Source organism: Kitasatospora sp. LaBMicrA B282, assembly GCF_050325825.1.
Lineage (GTDB): Bacteria > Actinomycetota > Actinomycetes > Streptomycetales > Streptomycetaceae > Kitasatospora.
In genome coordinates, this window is sequence record NZ_JBNQTI010000025.1 from 25,352 (window position 1) to 44,922 (window position 19,571).

General features: G+C 73.0%; 15 protein-coding genes. 11 read left to right on the plus strand and 4 right to left on the minus strand.

Annotation, left to right across the window (positions count from 1 at the left end):
- The first annotated feature begins 92 nt into the window (after positions 1-92).
- The 7 genes from ACQRUO_RS09940 to ACQRUO_RS09970 all read left to right on the plus strand — a co-directional run bounded on the left by ACQRUO_RS09940 (position 93) and on the right by ACQRUO_RS09970 (position 8,861).
- A complete protein-coding gene (locus tag ACQRUO_RS09940) occupies positions 93-1,823 on the plus strand; it encodes an ABC transporter substrate-binding protein (protein ID WP_428315406.1) in 1,731 nt (576 codons plus the stop codon).
- A 13-nt stretch (positions 1,824-1,836) separates the two neighbouring features.
- Positions 1,837-2,787 (plus strand): ABC transporter permease, encoded by a 951-nt coding sequence (locus ACQRUO_RS09945; protein WP_428315407.1) that lies wholly within the window; start codon positions 1,837-1,839, stop codon positions 2,785-2,787.
- Positions 2,784-3,773: an ABC transporter permease gene (locus ACQRUO_RS09950; RefSeq protein ID WP_428315408.1), complete on the plus strand. Its 990-nt coding sequence runs from the start codon at positions 2,784-2,786 to the stop codon at positions 3,771-3,773. Before ACQRUO_RS09945 ends, ACQRUO_RS09950 begins: the two co-directional genes overlap by 4 nt.
- Positions 3,770-4,750, plus strand: a complete 981-nt coding sequence (locus ACQRUO_RS09955; RefSeq protein WP_428315409.1) for an ABC transporter ATP-binding protein — start codon at positions 3,770-3,772, stop codon at positions 4,748-4,750. The genes ACQRUO_RS09950 and ACQRUO_RS09955 overlap by 4 nt, the downstream gene beginning before the upstream one ends.
- Entirely contained in the window at positions 4,747-5,757 is a 1,011-nt protein-coding gene (locus ACQRUO_RS09960) for an ABC transporter ATP-binding protein (protein ID WP_428315410.1), read from the plus strand. The genes ACQRUO_RS09955 and ACQRUO_RS09960 overlap by 4 nt, the downstream gene beginning before the upstream one ends.
- A 114-nt stretch (positions 5,758-5,871) precedes the next feature.
- A complete protein-coding gene (locus tag ACQRUO_RS09965) occupies positions 5,872-7,665 on the plus strand; it encodes a glycoside hydrolase family 36 protein (protein WP_428315411.1) in 1,794 nt (597 codons plus the stop codon).
- Positions 7,662-8,861, plus strand: a complete 1,200-nt coding sequence (locus ACQRUO_RS09970; protein WP_428315412.1) for an aminotransferase class V-fold PLP-dependent enzyme — start codon at positions 7,662-7,664, stop codon at positions 8,859-8,861. The genes ACQRUO_RS09965 and ACQRUO_RS09970 overlap by 4 nt, the downstream gene beginning before the upstream one ends.
- 51 nt (positions 8,862-8,912) lie before the next feature.
- Here the strand turns inward: ACQRUO_RS09970 and ACQRUO_RS09975 are convergent, their stop codons facing one another.
- The gene (locus ACQRUO_RS09975; RefSeq protein ID WP_428315413.1) at positions 8,913-9,296 is read right to left on the minus strand and encodes a hypothetical protein; all 384 of its coding nucleotides are present in this window, start codon (positions 9,294-9,296) and stop codon (positions 8,913-8,915) included.
- A 356-nt stretch (positions 9,297-9,652) separates the two neighbouring features.
- Between ACQRUO_RS09975 and ACQRUO_RS09980 the strand changes: the two genes are divergently transcribed.
- Complete coding sequence (locus ACQRUO_RS09980) at positions 9,653-12,496, plus strand: DEAD/DEAH box helicase (protein WP_428315414.1); 2,844 nt, start codon at positions 9,653-9,655, stop codon at positions 12,494-12,496.
- Positions 12,497-12,566: 70 nt separating this feature from the next.
- Here the strand turns inward: ACQRUO_RS09980 and ACQRUO_RS09985 are convergent, their stop codons facing one another.
- Positions 12,567-13,613 (minus strand): sphingomyelin phosphodiesterase, encoded by a 1,047-nt coding sequence (locus ACQRUO_RS09985; RefSeq protein WP_428315415.1) that lies wholly within the window; start codon positions 13,611-13,613, stop codon positions 12,567-12,569.
- A gap of 235 nt (positions 13,614-13,848) precedes the next feature.
- Here ACQRUO_RS09985 and ACQRUO_RS09990 point away from each other — a divergent pair, with 235 nt between their 5' ends.
- Complete coding sequence (locus ACQRUO_RS09990) at positions 13,849-15,057, plus strand: cytochrome P450 family protein (RefSeq protein WP_428315416.1); 1,209 nt, start codon at positions 13,849-13,851, stop codon at positions 15,055-15,057.
- Positions 15,058-15,097: 40 nt separating this feature from the next.
- On the opposite strand, the gene ACQRUO_RS09995 is transcribed toward ACQRUO_RS09990, so the two are convergent.
- Complete coding sequence (locus tag ACQRUO_RS09995) at positions 15,098-16,078, minus strand: Lrp/AsnC family transcriptional regulator (RefSeq protein WP_428315417.1); 981 nt, start codon at positions 16,076-16,078, stop codon at positions 15,098-15,100.
- A gap of 118 nt (positions 16,079-16,196) precedes the next feature.
- Here ACQRUO_RS09995 and ACQRUO_RS10000 point away from each other — a divergent pair, with 118 nt between their 5' ends.
- Positions 16,197-17,684 carry an FAD-dependent monooxygenase gene (locus ACQRUO_RS10000; protein ID WP_428315418.1) on the plus strand — a complete coding sequence of 496 codons (1,488 nt, stop codon included), beginning with the start codon at positions 16,197-16,199 and terminating at the stop codon, positions 17,682-17,684.
- Positions 17,685-17,724: 40 nt separating this feature from the next.
- Here the strand turns inward: ACQRUO_RS10000 and ACQRUO_RS10005 are convergent, their stop codons facing one another.
- On the minus strand, positions 17,725-18,318 hold the full coding sequence (locus tag ACQRUO_RS10005) for a TetR/AcrR family transcriptional regulator (RefSeq protein ID WP_428315419.1): 594 nt from the start codon (positions 18,316-18,318) through the stop codon (positions 17,725-17,727).
- A 124-nt stretch (positions 18,319-18,442) separates the two neighbouring features.
- On the opposite strand from ACQRUO_RS10005, the gene ACQRUO_RS10010 reads away from it, so the two are divergent.
- Positions 18,443-19,570: an FAD-dependent oxidoreductase gene (locus ACQRUO_RS10010; RefSeq protein WP_428315420.1), complete on the plus strand. Its 1,128-nt coding sequence runs from the start codon at positions 18,443-18,445 to the stop codon at positions 19,568-19,570.
- Position 19,571 lies beyond the last annotated feature (1 nt).

Here is a 19,571-nt window from a genome sequence, read left to right on the forward strand (position 1 = left end):
TTACGGGTCACACCTCGGACGGGCCAGCCCCCAGCCCCGGCCGCCATCGCGCCACCCACACATGCGCGCCAGAGCCCTTTGCGGAGAAGCACATGACCCGGCGTACCCACGTCGCCCTCGCGGCTGCGATCGCGGCGACCATGACCCTCGCCCTCGGAGCCTGCTCCAGTACCGGATCCTCCACCGCGGACCAGAAGGGCCTGACCACGGCGGGCGACGGCATCATCGGCGGCACCCCGGTCAAGGGCGGCACCCTGCACGTGCTGGCCGACCAGGACTTCTCCGACCTCGACCCGACCCGCAACTGGGTGGAGCCGGAGATGGACTTCGGCATCCGCACCCTCTACCGGACGCTGACCACCTTCAAGGCCGAGCCGGGCGCCGGCGGCCTGCAGATCGTGCCGGACCTGGCCACCGACCTCGGTGAGCCGAGCGACGGCGACAAGACCTGGACCTTCCACCTCAAGGACGGCCTGAAGTACGAGGACGGCTCGCCGATCGTCGCCCAGGACATCAAGTACAACGTCGAGCGCTCCTTCTCGCCCGACCTGCCCGGCGGCCCCGACTACGCGAAGACCTACCTGGACGCGCCGGCCGACTACCAGGGCCCGCTCAAGGGCCAGGACCTGCCGAGCACCGCGATCGACACCCCGGACGCCAGGACCATCGTCTTCCACCTCAAGCGCCCGGTGGCCGAGTTCGGCTACACCGTCACGCTGCCCACCTTCGCGCCGGTGCCGAAGGCCAAGGACACCGGCACCAACTACGCCAACCACCCGTTCTCCTCGGGGCCGTACAAGATCGACAGCTACGACCGCGGCAAGCAGCTGGTGCTGGTGCGCAACCAGTACTGGGACCCGGCCACCGACCCGGTGCGCAAGGCCTACCCCGACAAGATCGTGGTGGACCAGACGCTGAGCGCCACCAACGTGGCCGAGCGGCTGATCGCGGACCAGGGCGCCGACCAGGACGCCATCGCCTATGCCGACCTCGACCCGTCCAAGGTCTCCGACGTGGTCACCGACGCCTCGGTCAAGGCGAGACTGGTCAGCGAGAACTCCAACTGCACCGCGATGCTGGACATGGACACCAGCAAGCCGCCGTTCGACAACCAGAACCTGCGCCTGGCGGTCGAGTACGCCGTCGACAAGGGCGCCTACCAGTCGGCCGCCGGCGGCCCCGCGCTCGCCGACATCGCCACCACCTACCTGCCGCCCGAGCTGACCGGCGGCAGCTCGGTGGACCACTTCAAGATCCCGGTCGGCGGCGACGTCGACAAGGCCAAGCAGTACCTGCAGGCCGGCGGACAGCCGGGCGGCTTCTCCACCACCCTCACCGTGCCCAACACCGAGGAGCAGCGCGGCGAGTCGCTGCAGGCCTCGCTCAAGCGGGCCGGGATCAACGTCACCATCAACGCGGTGGACCCCTCGGTGGCCTACTCGGTGATGGGCAACAAGAACACCCAGACCGGCCTGTCGCTGACCGGCTGGTGCCCCGACTACCCGTCGGCCGCCACCTTCCTGCCGATGATGTTCGACAGCCGGATCATCACCGACGCCGGCAACCAGGGCAACGTCACCCGCTTCAAGGACCCCGCGGTGGACGCCGAGATGGACCGGATCGCCGGCCTGACCGACGTCAACGCCGCCAACCAGGCCTGGTCGGCGCTGGACGGCAAGATCATGGACGAGGCCCCGGCGGTGCCGCTGACCTGGCAGAAGAAGCCGCTGCTGGTCGGCTCCAACGTGGCCGGCGCGTTCGGCGCCCCGGTCTGGTCGGCGCAGATCGACTACGCCAACGTCGGTCTCAAGTCGGTCAAGTGACGGGGCAGCGCCGATGACCGCAGCTCTGCAGAGTGCCGACGCCGTCGAGGCGGACGCGCACCCGAAACCCGACTCGCCCTGGCGGCTGACCTGGCGCCGGCTGCGCCGTGACAAGGTCGCGCTGACCGGGCTCGGCATCATCGTCTTCTTCGTGCTGGCCGCGGTGCTCGCCCCGGTGCTCACCGCGATCAGCGGCCACGGCCCGACCGACACCGACCAGAACGCCATCGACCCCTACCTCGGCGGGCTGCCGCGCGGCAGCCTCGGCGGGATGAGCCCCTCGCACTGGCTCGGTGTGGAGCCGATGCTGGGCCGCGACGTCTTCGCCCGGCTGCTCTACGGCGCCCAGGTCAGCCTGCTGGTGGCGTTCAGCGCCGCCGTGCTGATCACCCTGATCGGGGTGCTGCTGGGCAGCGTGGCCGGCTACTTCGGCGGCAGGGTGGACGCGGTGATCAGCCGCTTCATGGACGTCATGATGTCCTTCCCCAGCCTGATCTTCATGATCGCGCTGCTCTCGGTGGTGAAGGACGCCAACCGGGTGCTGCTGCTGATCCTGGTGATGACCCTGTTCACCTGGCCCTACATCGCCCGGGTGATCCGCGGCCAGACCATCTCGCTGCGGCACCGCGAGTACGTCGAGGCGGCCCGGGCGAGTGGCACCGGCAGCGCCCGGATCCTGTTCACCGAGATCCTGCCCAACCTGACCGGGACGATCATCGTCTACCTGACGCTGGCCATCCCCAACCTGATCGGCGCCGAGGCCGGTCTGACCTACCTGGGCGTCGGGGTCCGCCCGCCGACCGCCTCCTGGGGGCAGATGATCTCCGCCTCCGCGCTCTACTACAAGGTCGATCCCATGTTCTTCGTGCTGCCCTGCGCCTGCCTCTTCCTGGTGGTGCTGGCCTTCACCCTGCTCGGCGACGCGCTGCGCGACGCCCTCGATCCCAAGGGCGGGCGCGGATGATCGCCTACGTGGTCCGTCGACTGTTCGGCATCGCCGGCACCCTGCTGGTGATCTGCGCCGTCACCTTCGTCATCTTCTACCTGCTGCCCACCGACCCGGCGGTGATGTTCTGCGGCAAGGACTGCCCCGCCGACCGGGTCGCCGAGGTGCGCCAGCAGATGGGCCTGAACGCGCCGCTGATCGTGCAGTTCGGGCGCTACGTGGTGGCGATCTTCGCCGGGCGCACCATGGGCAGCGGCCAGTACGCGGTGCACTGCGGGTTCCCGTGCTTCGGCTACTCCTTCCAGAGCGGTCGCCCGGTCTGGGACATGATCATGGACCGGCTGCCCACCAGCGTCTCGCTGGCCGTCGGCGCGGCCGTGGTCTGGATGCTGCTCGGGCTCGGCACCGGCGTCGTCTCGGCGCTGCGCCGCAACACCTGGGTGGACCGGGTGCTGATGGTCGGCACCATCGGCGCGGCCGCGGTGCCGGTCTACTTCACCGCGATGATCCTGCTCTACTTCGTGGTGGTGGAACTGCGCCTGCTGCCCTTCCCGAGCTACGTGGCCTTCGGCTCGGACCCGGTGGGCTGGGTGCAGAACCTGATCCTGCCGTGGATCACCCTGGCCCTGGCCACCGCGGCCATGTACGCCCGGATGACCCGCAGTTCGGTGATCGAGACGCTGGCGGAGCCGTTCGTGCGCACCGCCCGGGCCAAGGGGCTGCGCGAGCGCAAGGTGGTCGCCAAGCACGGGCTGCGCCCGGCGCTGACCGCGGTGGCCACCATGCTCGGCATGGACCTGGGCTCGCTGCTGGCCGGCGCGATGATCACCGAGTCGCTGTTCAGCCTGCCCGGGGTCGGCAAGCTCTTCGCCGACTCGCTCAACAAGGCCGACCAGCCGGTGGTGATGGGCATCACCCTGCTGGCCTCCTTCTTCATCGTCACCTCCAACCTGGTCGTGGACCTGCTCTACGCCTGGATCGACCCGAGAGCGAGGCTGTCATGACGCTGCTTCAGGTCAAGGACCTCGCAGTCGAGTTCAGCACCGCCGAGGGGGTGGTGCGGGCCGTCAAGGGGGTCGACTTCGAGGTCGAGCGCGGTCGCACCCTGGGCATCGTCGGCGAGTCCGGCTCCGGCAAGTCGGTCACCTCGCTGGCCGTGATGGGGCTGCACCGCGGGGCCGAGGTCACCGGATCGGTGCTCTTCGACGGCGCCGAGCTGATCGGCGCCCCCGCCGAGACGGTGCGCAGGCTGCGCGGGCGCCGGATGGCGATGATCTTCCAGGACGCGCTCACCGCGCTGCACCCGTACTTCACCATCGGCGACCAGATCGCCGAGGCGCACCGCGAGCACTTCGGCTCCAGTCGCAAGGTCGCCTGGGCCCGCGCGGTCGAGGTGCTGGGCGACGTGGGCATCCCCGAACCGGCCCGCCGGGCCGGGGAGTACCCGCACCAGTTCTCCGGCGGCATGCGCCAGCGCGCCATGATCGCGCTCGCGCTCTCCTGCGAACCCGAGCTGATCATCGCCGACGAGCCGACCACCGCACTGGACGTCACCGTCCAGGCCCAGGTGCTCGACCTGCTGATGAAGCTCAAGGAGGAGCGCGGCCTGGGCCTGATCATGATCACCCACGACCTGGGGGTGATCGCCCGGGTGGCCGACGAGGTGCTGGTGATGTACGGCGGCGCGGCCGTCGAACAGGCCGGCTGCGACGCGGTCTTCACCGACCCCCGCCACCCCTACACCCGCGGCCTGCTCGACTCGCTGCCGCGGCTGGACGCCGGTGACGGCGAGGCGCTGCACGCCATCCCCGGCGCGCCGCCCTCGCTGCTCGCGCCGCCGCCCGGCTGCGCCTTCCACCCGCGCTGCCCGGTGTACGCGGCCGACCCGCAGGCGGCCTGCACCGACGCCCGCCCCCCGCTGCGCCAGGTTGCCCCCGACGGGCACCGCAGCGCCTGCGTCCACGCGGAGGTGACGGCATGACCGCTTCGCTGCTCAGCGTGCGGGACCTGGAGATGACCTTCCCCGGTGCCCGGGACGGGCTGCACCGGCGGCCCGGGGTCAAGGCGGTGGACAAGGTCAGCTTCGAGGTGCGGGCGGGGGAGACCCTGGGCCTGGTCGGCGAGTCCGGCTGCGGCAAGTCCACCACCGGGCGGATGCTGGTGCGACTGCTCGACCCGACCGGCGGCCGGGTCGACTTCCAGGGCCAGGACATCACCCGGCTCGGGCAACGGGCCCTGCGCCCGTTGCGCAGCAAGCTGCAGATCATCTTCCAGGACCCGTTCGCCTCGCTGAACCCGCGCCAGACGGTGCAGCAGATCATCGCCGCCCCGCTGCGCGCCCAGGGCGTACCCGCCGCCGACATCCGGCGCGAGGTGCGCGAGCTGGTGCAGCTGGTCGGGCTGGCCCCGGAACACCTGGAGCGCTACCCGTACCAGTTCTCCGGCGGCCAGGCGCAGCGGATCGGCATCGCCCGGGCACTGGCCACCCGGCCCGCGCTGGTGGTGGCCGACGAGCCGGTCTCCGCGCTCGACGTCTCGATCCAGGCGCAGATCGTCGGCCTGCTGGAGCGGCTGCAGCGCGAACTCGGCGTGGCCTACCTGTTCATCGCGCACGACCTGGCGGTGGTCAAGCACATCAGCCACCGGGTCGCGGTGATGTACCTGGGGCGGATCGTCGAGATCGGCGACAAGGCCGAGGTGTACGGCAACCCCGCGCACCCGTACACCAAGGCGCTGCTCTCCGCGGTGCCGCTGCCGGACCCGGCGGCCGAGCGGGCGCGGCAGCGGATCGTGCTGCTCGGCGACCCGCCGAGCCCGGCCAACCCGCCCAGCGGCTGCACCTTCCACCCCCGCTGCCCGAAGGCGCAGCCGGTCTGCCGGACCGAGGCGCCGCTGCTGCAGCTCGCCGGGCCCGGACGGCGGGAGGTGGCCTGCCACTTCCCGGAGACCGCCGACGCCGCCCCACCGGCCGTGCCGGCGGGCACCTGAGACCCCCGGCCGGGCGCGGCGGGGAACCCTTGAGGGCCGCGCCCGGCCGGGCTTCACCGGCACGACAGAGCAGTACCGCAGAGCAGCACCGCAGACCGCAGAAAGCGAGAACCCGTGTCCCCTGTCAACTGGGACGGCAGCGCACCGCGCTCCGCCGAGACCGAGTGCGTGCGGGAAGTGGCCACCGGTGTCCCGGGGTTGAGCCTGACCGTGACCGCTATCGGGGCCACCGACCTGGCGGTGCGGGTGACCGGCGCCGAGCGGCTGCTGCTGGTCGAGGCCGAGCCGCTGGGCACCGACGAGGCCCGGATCCGGGTGGCCTGGCGGCTGCCCTGCACCGGCGCCACCGCGCTCTGGCGCCCGGAGACCGACCACCGCTGGCTGCCGCCCGGCTGGCGGGCCCCGCGGGTGGCGGACCTGGCGGCCGGCGCGCCGATCGGCTCGCTGATCGGCACCGGCGACGCGGCGCTCTGCACCTTCGCGCTCGGCGAGCAGCTGCGCCCGGTCACCATCGGCGAGGGCGTGGTGGAGGAGACCGGCGAGTTCAGCTGGTGGGCCGAACATGCGGTGGCCGGCGCGCCGCTGCGGCTGCGGCTCGATCTGACGAGACGTCACTTCGCCGACACGCTGGGCGAGATGGTCGAATGGTGGGGCGCCGGCGAGCTGCCCGCGGTGCCCGCCGCGGCCTTCGCGCCGGTCTTCTGCACCTGGTACGTGCGCCACCTGGAGATCACCGCCGCCGAGGTGGAGCGGCTGGCCGCGCTGGCCGCCCCGCTCGGCTTCGGCGCGGTGATCGTCGACGACGGCTGGCAGACCCCGGAGACCACCCGCTCCTACGCCACCACCGGCGACTGGCAGCCGGCCGAGGGACCGTTCCCGGACTTCGCCGGGCACGTGGCCCGGGTGCGCGCGCTGGGCCTGGCCTACCTGCTCTGGGTCGCGCTGCCCTTCGCCGGCGACCGGAGTGCGGCCGGCAAGCTCTTCGCCGCCCAGCGCCTGCACCACGACGAGGAGTTGGAGACCTCGGTGGTCGACCCGGGGGACGTCGGGGTGCGCGCCCACCTGGCCCGGCGGCTGGCCCGGCTGGTCGAGGAGTACCGGGTCGACGGCCTGAAGATCGACTTCATCGACACCTTCGCCCGCCACGCCACCGACCGCGCGGCGGTCGCCGCGGGCGTGCGCGAGCTGCTCGCCGAGCTGGACCGGCGGCTGCGCGGCCCGCGCCCCGAGCTGCTGATCGAGCACCGCCAGCCCTACACCGGCCCCGGCCTGTGGCGCCACGCCACCATGGTGCGCGCCACCGACTGCCCGCACAGCCCGGCGGAGAACCGCGCCCGGACCGCCGACCTGCGGCTGACCGCCGGCCCGCTGGCGGTGCACGCCGACCCGCTCACCTGGCACCCGGACGAGGACCCGGTGGACATCGCGGTGCTCTTCCAGTCGGTGCTCTTCGCCACCGCGCAGGTCTCGGTCGACCTCGGCCGCCAGCACCCCGAGCAGCTGGCCGTGCTGCGGTTCTGGCTCGCGGTGCAGCGCGAGCACCTGGACCTGCTGCAGCGCGGCGGCTTCCGGCCGCACCGGCCCGAGTTGGGCTACCCGCTGCTGGAGGCGCGCGGCGCGGGGCAGCTGGCCTTCGGCCGGTACGCGCCGCTGCCGATCCCGGTCGCCGGGCCGTGGCAACTGCTGCTGGTGGCCAACGCCGACCCCGACCCGGTGGTCCGGCTGCGCTTCGAGCGCCCGCCGGGCCGGCTGCGCCTGCAGGTGCACGACTGTGCCGGCGCGGTGCTCACCGACGCCGAGCAGACCGTCACCGGGCCGGAGTTCGCGGTCAGCGTGCCGCGCGGCGGGCTGCTCACCCTGAAGGCCCTTGCCCCGGGCGCGGACCAGGGACCAGGCTTGCTCCCGTGACAGATGACCTCTTCTCAGCCGTCGCCCCGACCCCGCCCGCGCCCGTCCCGCCCGCACCGATCCCTGGTGCCGCCGAGCTCTTCGCGCTCGACCCGGCGGTGGCCCACCTCAACCACGGTTCCTTCGGCGCGGTGCCGCTGCCGGTCAGCGCCGCCCAGGACGTGATCCGGGCCGAGCAGGAGGCCGACCCGGACGGCTTCTTCCACAACCTGCCCGCACGGGTGGCCGCCGCGCGCGCCCAGTGGGCCCCGCTGCTGGGCGCCGAGCCGGAGGGCTTCGCCCTGGTCGACAACGTGACCGAGGCGGTCGCGATCGCGCTGGACAGCGTCCCGCTGCGGGCCGGCGACGAGATCCTGGTCACCGACCACGGCTACGGCGTGGTCAACCGGGCCGCCGAGCGCCGGGCCGCCGAGTGCGGCGCCACCGTGCGGGTCGTCGCGCTGCCGCTGACCGCGCCGGACGCGGCGCCGTACGTGCTGGAGGCCGTCACCGGGCGCACCAGGGTGGCGGTGCTGGACCGGATCACCTCGCCCACCGCCCGCGAGGTCGCCACCCCGGAGCTGGTCCGGGCGCTGGCCGAGCGCGGGGTGGTCACCCTGGTGGACGCCGCCCACGCGCCCGGCATGCTGGCGGGCGAGCTGGCCGAGTCCCCCGCCGACTTCTGGTTCGGCAACCTGCACAAGTGGGCCTTCGCCCCGCGCCCCGCGGCGGTGCTCGCGGTCGCCCCGGCCTGGCGCGAGCGGGTCCGCCCGCTCACCTACTCCTGGGAGCACCCGCGCGGTTTCCCGTACCACGTGGAGTGGCGCGGCACCGTGGACTACACCGGGTGGGCGGCCCTGCCGGCCGCGGTGCGGGTGCTGGAGCAGCTCGGCCCCGACCGGATGCGCGCGCACAACACCGCGCTGGCCGCCTACGGCGCGCACCTGCTCACCGAGCGGACCGGGCTGGCGCCGCTGCCGGCGAGCGAGCGGCTGTCGATGCGGGCGGTGCGGCTGCCCGTCGGGCTGGCCGAGGACGAGGAGGGGGTGCGCACGGTGATGGCCGCGGTGCGCGAGCGGCTGGGCACCCGGGTCGCGGTGCGGCCGTGGGCCGGCGGCGGGGTGCTGCGGATCTCGGCCCAGGTCTACAACCGGCCGGAGGAGTACGAGAAGCTCGCCGCCGGGCTGGGCGACCTGCTCGCCTCGCTGACCCGGTAGCGGGGTGTCGGCCCGGTAGCCGGGGTCGGGGCTCCGGGGCCGGCGGGACGGTCAGCTGCCGGTGACCTCCAGGCCCGCCTCGATCAGCTTGAGCTGGTGGCGGGCCATCGCCAGGTTGGAGCGGTTGCGGGACAGGGCCAGGTAGAGGAAGAGCCCGCGACCGCCCGGCTTGGTGAGCGGCCGGATCAGGTGGTACTGGTTGCTGAGCGTGATCAGGATGTCCTCGATCTCGTTGTCGTGCAGGTTGAGCATCTCCATCGTGCGCATCTTGGCGCGCACCACGTCGGTGTTGCCGGCCGCCGCCACGTTCAGGTCCAGTTCCGGGCTGTCGCCGATCGCGCCCAGTGCCATTCCGCTGCCGTAGTCGACCAGCGCGACGCCGATCGCGCCCTCGATGCCGATCGCTTCCTTGAGCGAGGCTTCCACGTTCGCCATGTCTGCACCCCTCGGTGTCCGTGTGCACGGGCTTCGACGTGCACGGTGTTCGCTGTCTGTCTTCGGTGTCCGTCGCGCCGACTCTAGGGACGGGCCCGGTGCCCGGTTGCCGGATGATCGCAGCTGAGCGAAGGCCCCCGACCGTTGAACGATCGGGACTGAGTGTGATCGGCGATGATCGGGAAAACGGTGCGATCAATGTCAGCCGGGCCGGGTAATCTCAGGCTGAGATGCTGGAACACCACACCGACCACACCAGCTGCGAGCCCCGTTCGGCCCAGCGCCGGGGAGCCGGCCCGCAGCCGCAGGCGTCACCGTCTGCGCCCCCACTTTCCCGGGAAGAAGAGGTGACGCCGATGAGCAGCGCCCTGTCCGACGACGATGCGATGAGCCCCGCCGAGGCCTACGCGGCCGCCCGCCGCCGGGCCGAGGAGCAGGCCACCGCCCTGTACGGCTTCCAGGAGCTGTACGACTTCCCGCTCGACGCCTTCCAGGTGGAGGCCTGCCAGGCCCTGGAGGCCGGCTCCGGCGTGCTGGTGGCGGCCCCGACCGGCTCCGGCAAGACCATCGTCGGCGAGTTCGCGGTCCACCTGGCGCTGGCGGCCGGGCGCAAGTGCTTCTACACCACGCCCATCAAGGCGCTCTCCAACCAGAAGTACGCGGACCTGGTCAAGCGCTACGGCGCGGCCAAGGTCGGCCTGCTCACCGGTGACAACTCGGTCAACGGCGACGCCCCCGTGGTGGTGATGACCACCGAGGTGCTGCGCAACATGCTCTACGCGGGCTCGCAGACCCTGGACGGCCTCGGCTACGTGGTGATGGACGAGGTGCACTACCTGGCCGACCGGTTCCGCGGCGCGGTCTGGGAAGAGGTGATCATCCACCTGCCGGAGTCCGTCACCCTGGTCTCGCTCTCGGCCACCGTCTCCAACGCCGAGGAGTTCGGCGACTGGCTGGACACCGTGCGCGGCGGCACCAAGGTGATCGTCGCCGAGCACCGCCCGGTCCCGCTCTGGCAGCACGTGATGGCCGGCAACCGGATGTACGACCTGTTCTCCGACCCGGACGTGGACGGCCGCCCCAAGGGCAGCCAGAAGAACCCGGCCAAGGCGGTCAACCCCGAGCTGGTCCGCCTGGCCCGCTCCGAGGCCGACCGCAACCCCCGCTTCGCCGGGCGGGGGCGCGGCCGCTCGATGGCCAATGGCCGCCCGGGCCGGGTCTGGACCCCGGGCCGCGCCGACGTGATCGAGCGGCTGGACGCCGAGGGCCTGCTGCCGGCGATCACCTTCATCTTCAGCCGGGCCGGCTGCGAGGCCGCCGTCCAGCAGGTGCTGCACTCCGGGCTGCGGCTGAACGGCGAGACCGAGCGGATGCAGGTGCGCTCGATCGTGGAGGACCGCTGCGCCGCGATCCCCGACGAGGACCTGCACGTGCTCGGCTACTTCGAGTGGCTGGACGCGCTGGAGCGCGGGGTGGCCGCGCACCACGCCGGCATGCTGCCCAGGTTCAAGGAGGTCGTCGAGGAGCTCTTCCTGCGCGGCCTGATCAAGGTGGTCTTCGCCACCGAGACGCTGGCGCTGGGCATCAACATGCCGGCCCGCTCGGTGGTGCTGGAGAAGCTGGTCAAGTGGAACGGCGAGATGCACGCCGATATCACCCCCGGCGAGTACACCCAGCTCACCGGCCGGGCCGGGCGGCGCGGCATCGACGTCGAGGGCCACGCGGTGGTGCTCTGGCAGCGCGGCCTGGACCCGGAGGCGCTGGCCGGCCTGGCCGGCACCCGCACCTACCCGCTGCGCTCCTCCTTCAAGCCGTCGTACAACATGGCGGTCAACCTGGTCGGCCAGTTCGGCCGGCACCGCTCGCGCGAGCTGCTGGAGACCTCCTTCGCCCAGTTCCAGGCGGACCGTTCGGTGGTCGGCATCTCCCGCCAGGTGCAGCGCAACGAGGAGGGGCTGGACGGCTACCGCGAGGCGATGACCTGTCACCTCGGCGACTTCCAGGAGTACATGGCTCTGCGCCGGCAGCTGAAGGAGCGGGAGAACGAGCTGGCCCGGGAGGGCACCACGCAGCGCCGGGCGGCCGCGGTCGAGGCGATCGAGGCGCTCCGCCCGGGCGACGTGATCCACGTGCCGACCGGCAAGTTCGCCGGCCTCGCCCTGGTGCTCGACCCCGGCCTGCCGCCGGTGAGCCGCTCCACCCGCGGCGGCCCGCGGCACCCCGACTACCAGGACGGGCCGCGCCCGGTGGTGCTCACCGCCGAGCGGCAGGTGAAGCGGCTGGCGATGATCGACTTCCCGTACCCGGTGGTGGCGATCGAGCGGCTGAAGATCCCCAAGTCGTTCAACCCGCGCAGCCCGCAGTCCCGCCGCGACCTGGCCTCCACGCTGCGCACCAAGGCCGGCCACCTGGAGCCCGAGCGGTTCCGCCGCGGCCGGGCCGCCGCGGCCGACGACCCGGAGATCGCGCGGCTGCGCAGCACGCTGCGCCAGCACCCGTGCCACGGCTGCGACGACCGGGAGAACCACGCCCGCTGGGCCGAGCGCTACCACCGCCTGCACCGCGACACCGAGGTGCTGGAGCGGAAGATGCGCTCGCGCACCCACACCATCGCGCGCACCTTCGACCGGGTCTGCGGCCTGCTCACCGACCTCGGCTACCTGGTCGGCGACACCGTCACGGACGACGGCAAGCGGCTGGGCCGGCTCTACGGCGAGCTCGACCTGCTGGCCTCGGAGTGCATCCGGGAGGGCGTCTGGGACGGCCTGGCCGCCGCCGAACTCGCCGCCTGCGCCTCGGCGCTGGTCTACGAGGCCCGCCAGGCCGACGACGCGCTCGCGCCGCGGCTGCCGGAGGGCGGCGCCAAGGACGCGCTGGGCCGGATGATCCGGATCTGGGGCCACCTGGACGCGCTGGAGGAGCAGCACCGGATCAACACCGCCGAGGGCGTCGGCCAGCGCGAGCCCGACCTCGGCTTCGCCTGGGCGGCCTACCGCTGGGCGCTGGGGCACAACCTCGACTCGGTGCTGCGCGACGCCGACATGCCGGCCGGCGACTTCGTCCGCTGGACCAAGCAGCTGATCGACGTGCTGGGGCAGATCCAGGACGCGGCCGGTGAGAACGTCCAGCTGCGCAGCACCGCGCGCAAGGCGGTGGACGGGCTGCGGCGCGGCATCATCGCCTACTCGTCGGTGGGCTGACGGGTCGCCGGGGGAACGCCGGAAGGGCCCGGGGAGCACGCGCTCCCCGGGCCCTTCCGGTCGTCGCGGCTCAGCCCAGCTGGAAGGTGGCCTCGACCGGGTAGTGGTCGCTCGGCGCGTTGGTGTCCAGCTGACCGGTGGTCCAGCCGGCCTGCGGGTCGAAGTCCAGGCCCACGGTGGGCAGCGCCAGCGGGGCCGGGCGGCCCGGGGCGTTGAGGTAGCCCAGGTAGTCCAGGTCGTCCTGGTAGTCCACCGGGAAGGTCTCGATCCCGGCCATGTACTGGCACCAGGAGGAGACGGGGCAGTCCATGGTGGTCATGGTCTGGTTCGGGTCCAGCGCCGGGGTGCCCAGCACGCCGCCGACCGCCGCCTGGGCGTTGGCGTAGTCGCCGCGCGACTGGCCGTGGTAGTACTCGACGTTCAGGTCGCCGCCGAAGAGCACCGGGGCGGAGGAGCCGACGATGCCGTTGACCCAGGACTGGATCTCGCCGAGCTGGGCGAGCCGGGTGGCCTGGGTGGTGTCGGTGGAGGTGTCGGACTCGTCGGCCTGCAGGTGGGTGCCGGCCACCCAGGTCTTCACGCCGCCCTTGTCGACCTGGACCAGCGCGGCGCCCTTGTCGGAGTGGTAGTCCCAGGTGCCGTAGGTGGAGTTCGAGAAGACGTGCTGGTACTGGGCGGTGATCGGGTACTTCGAGAGGATCATCGTCCCGCCGTTGATCACGAACGGCGAGCTGGAGCAGTTGCCGCTGGTGCCGTTCCAGCCGCCACCGGAGCAGGTGCCGCCGACCACCGGGGTGCGGTACGGGTACAGGTCGGCCAGCTTGCTGTTGATGTCGCTGATCGAGGAGTCGTTGAACAGCTCGTCCAGGATCACCACGTCGGCGCTGTGCTGACGGATGATCGACTCGACCACCGGGGTGCGGGTGCCGGCCTGCTCGTTCTGGCTCCAGTCGACGACGGAGGTGCCGAGGTCGACGTTCCAGGCGAAGACGGAGAGGGTGCTGCCGGCGGGGGCGGCGGCGGGGGTGGCGGCCGAGGCGGTCGCGGTGGTGCCGGCGAACAGCGTGAGGGAGGCTGCGGCGGCGGAGAGCGCGGCGGCGGTGCGGCGCAGGGTCATGGGGGTACGGCTCCTGGGGCGGGGACGGCGGTGCATGACGGTCCGGAACGGTAGCTACCGGTGGGTACGTTTGGGAGAACTCCAACCGACCAGATTTCGGCAAGAAGATGTCTGCACAACACCGACCCTCTGGTGGTGAAGATGGCTACATAACTTCTCCATCTGATGGTGGTCCGTCAGTCGGATCCGACAGGCGCCCTTCTCGTCCGACGGTCGCGGATCGTAGGGTCGTCGCATGGAGACCTCCGACACCCTCAGCCCGTTACCGCTCGACCCGTTCGGACGCGACCAGCACCGGGAGAACGCCCGACTGCGGGCCCTCGGACCGGTGGCCCTGGTCGAGCTGCCCGGCGGCGTGCCGGCCTGGGCGATCACCCACCACGAGACCCTGCAGCAGCTGCTCGCCGATCCCCGGGTGACCAAGGACCCGCGGCAGTGGCCCACCTACGCCGAGGGGAAGCTGCCCGCCGACTGGGCGCTGATCAACTTCGTCAACGTGCCCGGCATGCTCACCCGGGACGGCGCCGACCACCGGCGGCTGCGCGCGCTCTCCAGCCAGGCCATGACGCCCCGACGGATCGCCGCGCTGCGCCCGCGGATCGAGCAGCTGACCGCGCAGCTGCTGGACGACCTGGCCGCCCAGGACGGCGAGTTCGAGCTGCGCACCGCGTTCGCCTTCCCGCTGCCGCTCCAGGTGATCGCCGAACTGCTCGGCCTGCCGGCGATGGACCGCGACACCCTGCGCGACCTCTCCGACACCCTGCTCAACAGCTCCGCCGCTCCCGGCGAGACGCTGGCCGCCCAGCTGCAGATGTTCGCGCTGCTCGGCGCGGTGGCCGAGGCCAAGCGCGCCGAGCCCGGCGACGACCTCACCAGTGCGCTGATCGCCGCCCGCGAGGAGGGGGAGCAGCTGACGGACGAGGAGGTCGTGGTCACCATGCTCACCGTGCTGGTGGCCGGCCACGAGACCACCATCAACCTGATCACCAACGCGGTCCGGGCGCTGCTCGCCGACCCCGACCAGCTGGCCCGGGTGCAGGCGGGGGAGTTGTCCTGGTCGGCCGTGGTCGAGGAGACGCTGCGCTACGACTCGCCGGTCGGCCAGTTCCCGCTGCGCTTCGCGACCGAGGACATCGCGGTCGGCGAGGTGCTGATCCGCCGCGGCGAGGCACTGCTCGCCTCCTACGCCGCGGCCGGTCGGGACGGCGGACAGTTCGCCGACGCCGACACCTTCGACGCCGCCCGCCCGACCCCGCGCCACCTCTCCTTCGGCCACGGCCCGCACTTCTGCCTGGGCGCCGGGCTGGCCCGGATGGAGGCCGAGATCGCCCTGAGCGCGCTCTTCGCCCGGTTCCCGAAGCTGCGGCTGACCCGGCCCGCGACGCAGCCGATCCCGTCCTTCATCATCAACAGCGTCACCGAACTCTGGGCGGCGGCCGAGTAGCGGTCCGAGTTCGACGGTCCGTCAGATCTTCGACGGGTCATCACAGTTGTGGCCAGAGACCGCCGCTGCCCCGCTTCACGGTGCGGATCACCGGCGCGGTCTCCACCCGGCCGGCGCCGGGCAGCGCGGCCACCCGCTCGGTCAGGTACCGGTACAGGGCGGCCTGGTCGGCGCAGAGGACGCTCGCGTACAGGCTGGTCGGGCCGGTGGTCGCGGCGGCGAAAGCGGTCTCGGGGTGGGCGGCCAGGGCCCGGCCGGCCGCGTCCAGCCGGGCCGGCTCCACGGAGAGCCAGAGCATGGTGCGGGTGCCGAAGCCGAGCAGCCGCCAGTCGAACTCGACCTCGAAGTAGAGCGCGCCCAGGCCGCGCAGCTCGGCCAGCCGGCGCCGCACCGTGCTGGGCGACCAGCCGGTGACGGCGGCCAGCCGGTCGAACCCGGCCCGGCCGTCGGCGGCCAGCTCGGCCAGCAGCCGCCGGTCCGCCGCGTCCAGCTGGACCGGGCCCGATCCGGCATGGGGCCCGGCCGGCCGTAACCGCTCGACCTGATCATCCGTCAACGGACCGTGCTTGTCGATCAGGGCGGTCCGCCGGCCGAAGAAGGTGTGCAGCACGCAGTGCGCGGTGATGCCCTCCACCCGGGGCGTGCGCGGCAGCTTGGTCAGCAGCAGCGCCTCGGTCTCCTGCTCGCTGCGGGCGTGCACCGAGCAGACGATCTCGGTGCCGCCGGAGGTGAGGCTGATCCACCGGGTGTCGGGGCGCCTGGCCAGCGCCTCGGCCACCCGCGGCGCGGCGTCCGGGGCGCAGCGCACCCGCAGGAACCAGGGCACCTCGCCGAGCAGCACCGGATCGGTGGCCCCGGACACCCGCAGCGCCCCGGCGGCGAACAGCCGCCCGCACCGCCGGGCCACGGTCCGGTCCGAGACCCCGAGCACCTGCGCGATCGTGCTGAACGGGGCCCGGCCGTCGATCTGCAGGGCGTGGGCGATCTGCCGATCCAGCGCGTCGTACCGGTCGGAATCCACCTTCCAGAGGCTAGGCACCGCCGGAAACCACCGCAAGTACGGGAGTTGATGGATTCCGGGTGCGAACGGTCCGAGGCTGGAGCGAGCAACGACGAACCGGACGCAAGGGAGTTCGACCATGGAAACCGAGGTCCTCGTGGTGGGCGCCGGCCCCACCGGGCTGCTGCTGGCCGCCGAACTGCAGCTGGGCGGCGCCGACGTCACCGTCATCGACCGGCTGCCCGAGCCGAGCCGGCTCTCCCGGGCCGCCGCGGTGCAGTCGCGCACCCTGGAGTTCCTCGACCAACGGGGCCTGCTGGAGCCGCTGCTGGCCACCGGCGACTACCCCGTCAGCCGCGGCCACTTCGCCGGCCTGCCCCTCGACCCGGACCGCCTGCCACCGCACCTGCCCAGCCGGAGCCTGCCCCAGGCCGCCCTGGAGGCCTTCCTGACGGACCGACTGACCGCCCAGGGCGTCCCCGTGCTGCACGGCCACGAACTGGTCGCCCTGTCGCCCGACGCCGACGCGGTGACCAGCACCGTCCGCCACGCCGACGGCGAGCAGGCGTTCCGCTCCGCCTACCTGGTCGCCGCCGACGGCGCGCACAGCACCGTCCGCTCGCTGCTCGGCCTCGCCTTCCCCGGCCGCCCGGGCACCGTCACCGCGATCGCCGCCGACGTCCGGCTCGCCGACCCGCACCCGCCGCGCACCCACACCCGCACCGCGGACGGCACCTGGGCCGCCCAGTTCGCGCTCGACGGCGACCTGCGCCGCCTCGCGCTCGGCGGGCCGAAGCACGCGCTGCCCCGGGACGTCCCGGTCACCGAGGAGGAGGTCCGCGCCGGCCTGGCCGCGGTCTACGGCCCCGAGGTCGAACTGCTCGAACTGGGCTACGCCTACCGCATCACCAACGCCGCCCGCCTGGTCGAGCAGTACCGCCACGGTCGGGTCCTGCTGGCCGGCGACGCCGCCCACATCCACCTGCCGATCGGCGCCCAGGGCATGAACACCGGCCTCCAGGACGCCGCCAACCTCGGCTGGAAACTCGCCGCCACCCTGCGCGGCCGGGCCCCGGCGGGCCTGCTCGACACCTACCACGCCGAACGCCACCCGGTGGCGGCCCAACTGCTGCGCACCGTCCAGGCGCAGGGCGTGCTGTGGGACTGGCAGGGCAGCGACGACCCGGACCTGGCGGCGCTGCGGCAGCTGTTCGCCACCCTGATGCAGCTGCCGGACACCATGCGCTACCTGGCCGGCCTGATGACCGGCCTCGACCTGAGCTACCCGATGCCCGACGCCCCCGACCACCCCCTGCTCGGCCGGGCCGCCCCCGACCTCCCGCTCACCACCCCGGCCGGCCCCCGCCGCCTGCGCGAACTGCTGCGCACCGGCCGCGGCCTCCTGGTCGACCCGACCGGCACCCTGGCCGGACCCGCCGCCCCCTGGACCGACCGCGTGGACCGCGCCACCACCCCGGACCCGGCCATCCCGGCCCTGCTGGTCCGCCCCGACGGCTACGTCTGCTGGGCGGCCGCGCCCGGCGCGGGGGAGCCGGAGACCTTGGTGGCGGCGCTGGAGCGGTGGTTCGGGGGGAAGCCCGTCATCGACCCCGGAACCGCCGGCTGAGAAGCCCTGCCACGGGCAGCGGGTCCGCGAGCAGCGCGGGTCAGCTGCCCGGGTGGGAGGCTGCCCAGCCGTGTTCGAGCAGGGCGAAGGCTTCCTCGGCGGCGCGGCGTGGTTCGGCGTGGTGCAGGACGAGGGTGCGGGCCTCGAGGGCGAAGCGGGCCAGGGCGGCGCAGCTGACGTCGTCCTCGGGTGCGCCGACGGCCTCGGCGATGGCGCGCGTCAGGGCCGCCTCGTGGCGCGTCCACATGCGATGGGCGTAGTCGCGCAGGGCGGGGGTCTCCTGCACCAGGCGCGTGAAGTCGGCGAACCGCGGGTCGGTGGCGTGGACGGCGAGCCGGGTCTGGGTCAGCAGGAGGTGCTCGCGCAGCGCCTGCGGGATGGACCGGCCCGGGGCGCGCTCGCGGACGGCGGCGACGAGGGCTGCTTCCAGGTCGTCGTCCTGGTCGAAGACCAGGGCTTCCTTGCCGGAGAAGTGCTTGAACAGGGTGGTCACCGAGACGTCGGCGGCGTCGGCGACGTCCTTGACGCCGACCTGGTCGTAGCCGCGTTCGAGGAAGAGCTCGAGTGCGGCGTCGGCCAGGGACTGGCGGGTCTGGGCCTTCTTGCGCTCGCGGCGCCCGGTCGGTTCGGTCACGCGCCCACCGTACCGCGAAGCGCATCCGGTACGAAAGTTTAGTCATTGCGCTTATTTAGCGAGTGTGCTTTCTTGGTGATGCCGGGCCTCCCGGCGACTCGCCCACCTCCCGAGGGACACCCCCATGCACTCTGACCGTCCCCTGCACGCTGCCCGTGCTCCCCGCATCGCGATCGTCGGCGCCGGCCTCGGCGGTCTCACCTGCGCCCGGGTCCTGCAGCAACACGGCCGCTCCGTCACCGTCTTCGAACGCGAGGCATCCGCCGACGCCCGCCCGCAGGGCGGCACCCTCGACCTGCACGTCGACACCGGCCAGGCCGCGCTGGCCGCGGCAGGGCTCCTCGACCGCTTCCACGCCCTCGCCCGGCCCGAGGGCGACGAGTGGCGCGTGCTCGACTTCGCCGACGCCACCCTGGTGGCGCAGCAGGGGCCGTCCGCCGACGGTGCCCGGCCCGAGATCGACCGAGGCCACCTGCGGGCGCTGCTGCTGGACTCGCTCACCGCGGGCTCGGTGGTCTGGGACCGCGCGGTCAGCGGGGTCACCCCACGGGCGGACGGCACCTGCCGGCTGCTCTTCGGCGACGGCACCGCCGAGGACTTCGACCTGGTGATCGGCGCCGACGGCGCCTGGTCACGCGTCCGTCCGGCCCTGTCGAACGCCGTGCCCGGCTACACCGGCGTCACTTTCGTGGAGACCGGATTCGACCACTGCGACAGCTGCCACCCCGACCTCGCACGGCTGGTCGGCAACGGATCGATGCTGGCGAAGGGCGTCGGCAGGTCCTTGGTCGCCCAGCGCAACAGCAACGGCCACATCCGCGCCTACGTCGCGCTCCGCGTGCCGCAGGACTGGCACCTGGCCGCCGGCGTCGACCTCGGCGACCAACGGGCCGTGCGGACGCACCTGCTGGGGATGTTCGACGGCTGGGACGAGAGCCTGCGCGACATCCTGCGGACCGGTGACCACGGGTTCACCAACCGGGCGCTGTTCGTACTGCCCGCCCCGCACACCTGGGAGCACGTTCCCGGCGTCACGCTGCTCGGCGATGCCGCGCACCTGATGCCCCCGGTCGGGCTGGGCGCCAATCTCGCCATGCTCGACGGCGCCGACCTCGCCCACGCCCTCGTCACCGAGTCCGGCCTCGACGACGCCGTCCGCGCCTACGAGAGCGTCATGCTGCCGCGCTCGATCGAGGCCGCGACGGGCAGTGCCCGGGGACTCGACCACCTCGTTCCCGCGACGGCCTCCTGAG

Excerpts from the sequence above, each read along its gene's own strand:
- ACQRUO_RS09985 (WP_428315415.1), bottom strand. The coding sequence starts at position 13,613 with ATGACCCTGCGCCGCACCGCCGCCGCGCTCTCCGCCGCCGCAGCCTCC.
- ACQRUO_RS10000 (WP_428315418.1), top strand. The coding sequence starts at position 16,197 with ATGGAAACCGAGGTCCTCGTGGTGGGCGCCGGCCCCACCGGGCTGCTG.
- ACQRUO_RS09960 (WP_428315410.1), top strand. The coding sequence starts at position 4,747 with ATGACCGCTTCGCTGCTCAGCGTGCGGGACCTGGAGATGACCTTCCCC.
- ACQRUO_RS10010 (WP_428315420.1), top strand. The coding sequence starts at position 18,443 with ATGCACTCTGACCGTCCCCTGCACGCTGCCCGTGCTCCCCGCATCGCG.
- ACQRUO_RS09975 (WP_428315413.1), bottom strand. The coding sequence starts at position 9,296 with ATGGCGAACGTGGAAGCCTCGCTCAAGGAAGCGATCGGCATCGAGGGC.
- ACQRUO_RS09980 (WP_428315414.1), top strand. The coding sequence starts at position 9,653 with ATGAGCAGCGCCCTGTCCGACGACGATGCGATGAGCCCCGCCGAGGCC.
- ACQRUO_RS09945 (WP_428315407.1), top strand. The coding sequence starts at position 1,837 with ATGACCGCAGCTCTGCAGAGTGCCGACGCCGTCGAGGCGGACGCGCAC.
- ACQRUO_RS09940 (WP_428315406.1), top strand. The coding sequence starts at position 93 with ATGACCCGGCGTACCCACGTCGCCCTCGCGGCTGCGATCGCGGCGACC.
- ACQRUO_RS09950 (WP_428315408.1), top strand. The coding sequence starts at position 2,784 with ATGATCGCCTACGTGGTCCGTCGACTGTTCGGCATCGCCGGCACCCTG.
- ACQRUO_RS09990 (WP_428315416.1), top strand. The coding sequence starts at position 13,849 with ATGGAGACCTCCGACACCCTCAGCCCGTTACCGCTCGACCCGTTCGGA.
- ACQRUO_RS09955 (WP_428315409.1), top strand. The coding sequence starts at position 3,770 with ATGACGCTGCTTCAGGTCAAGGACCTCGCAGTCGAGTTCAGCACCGCC.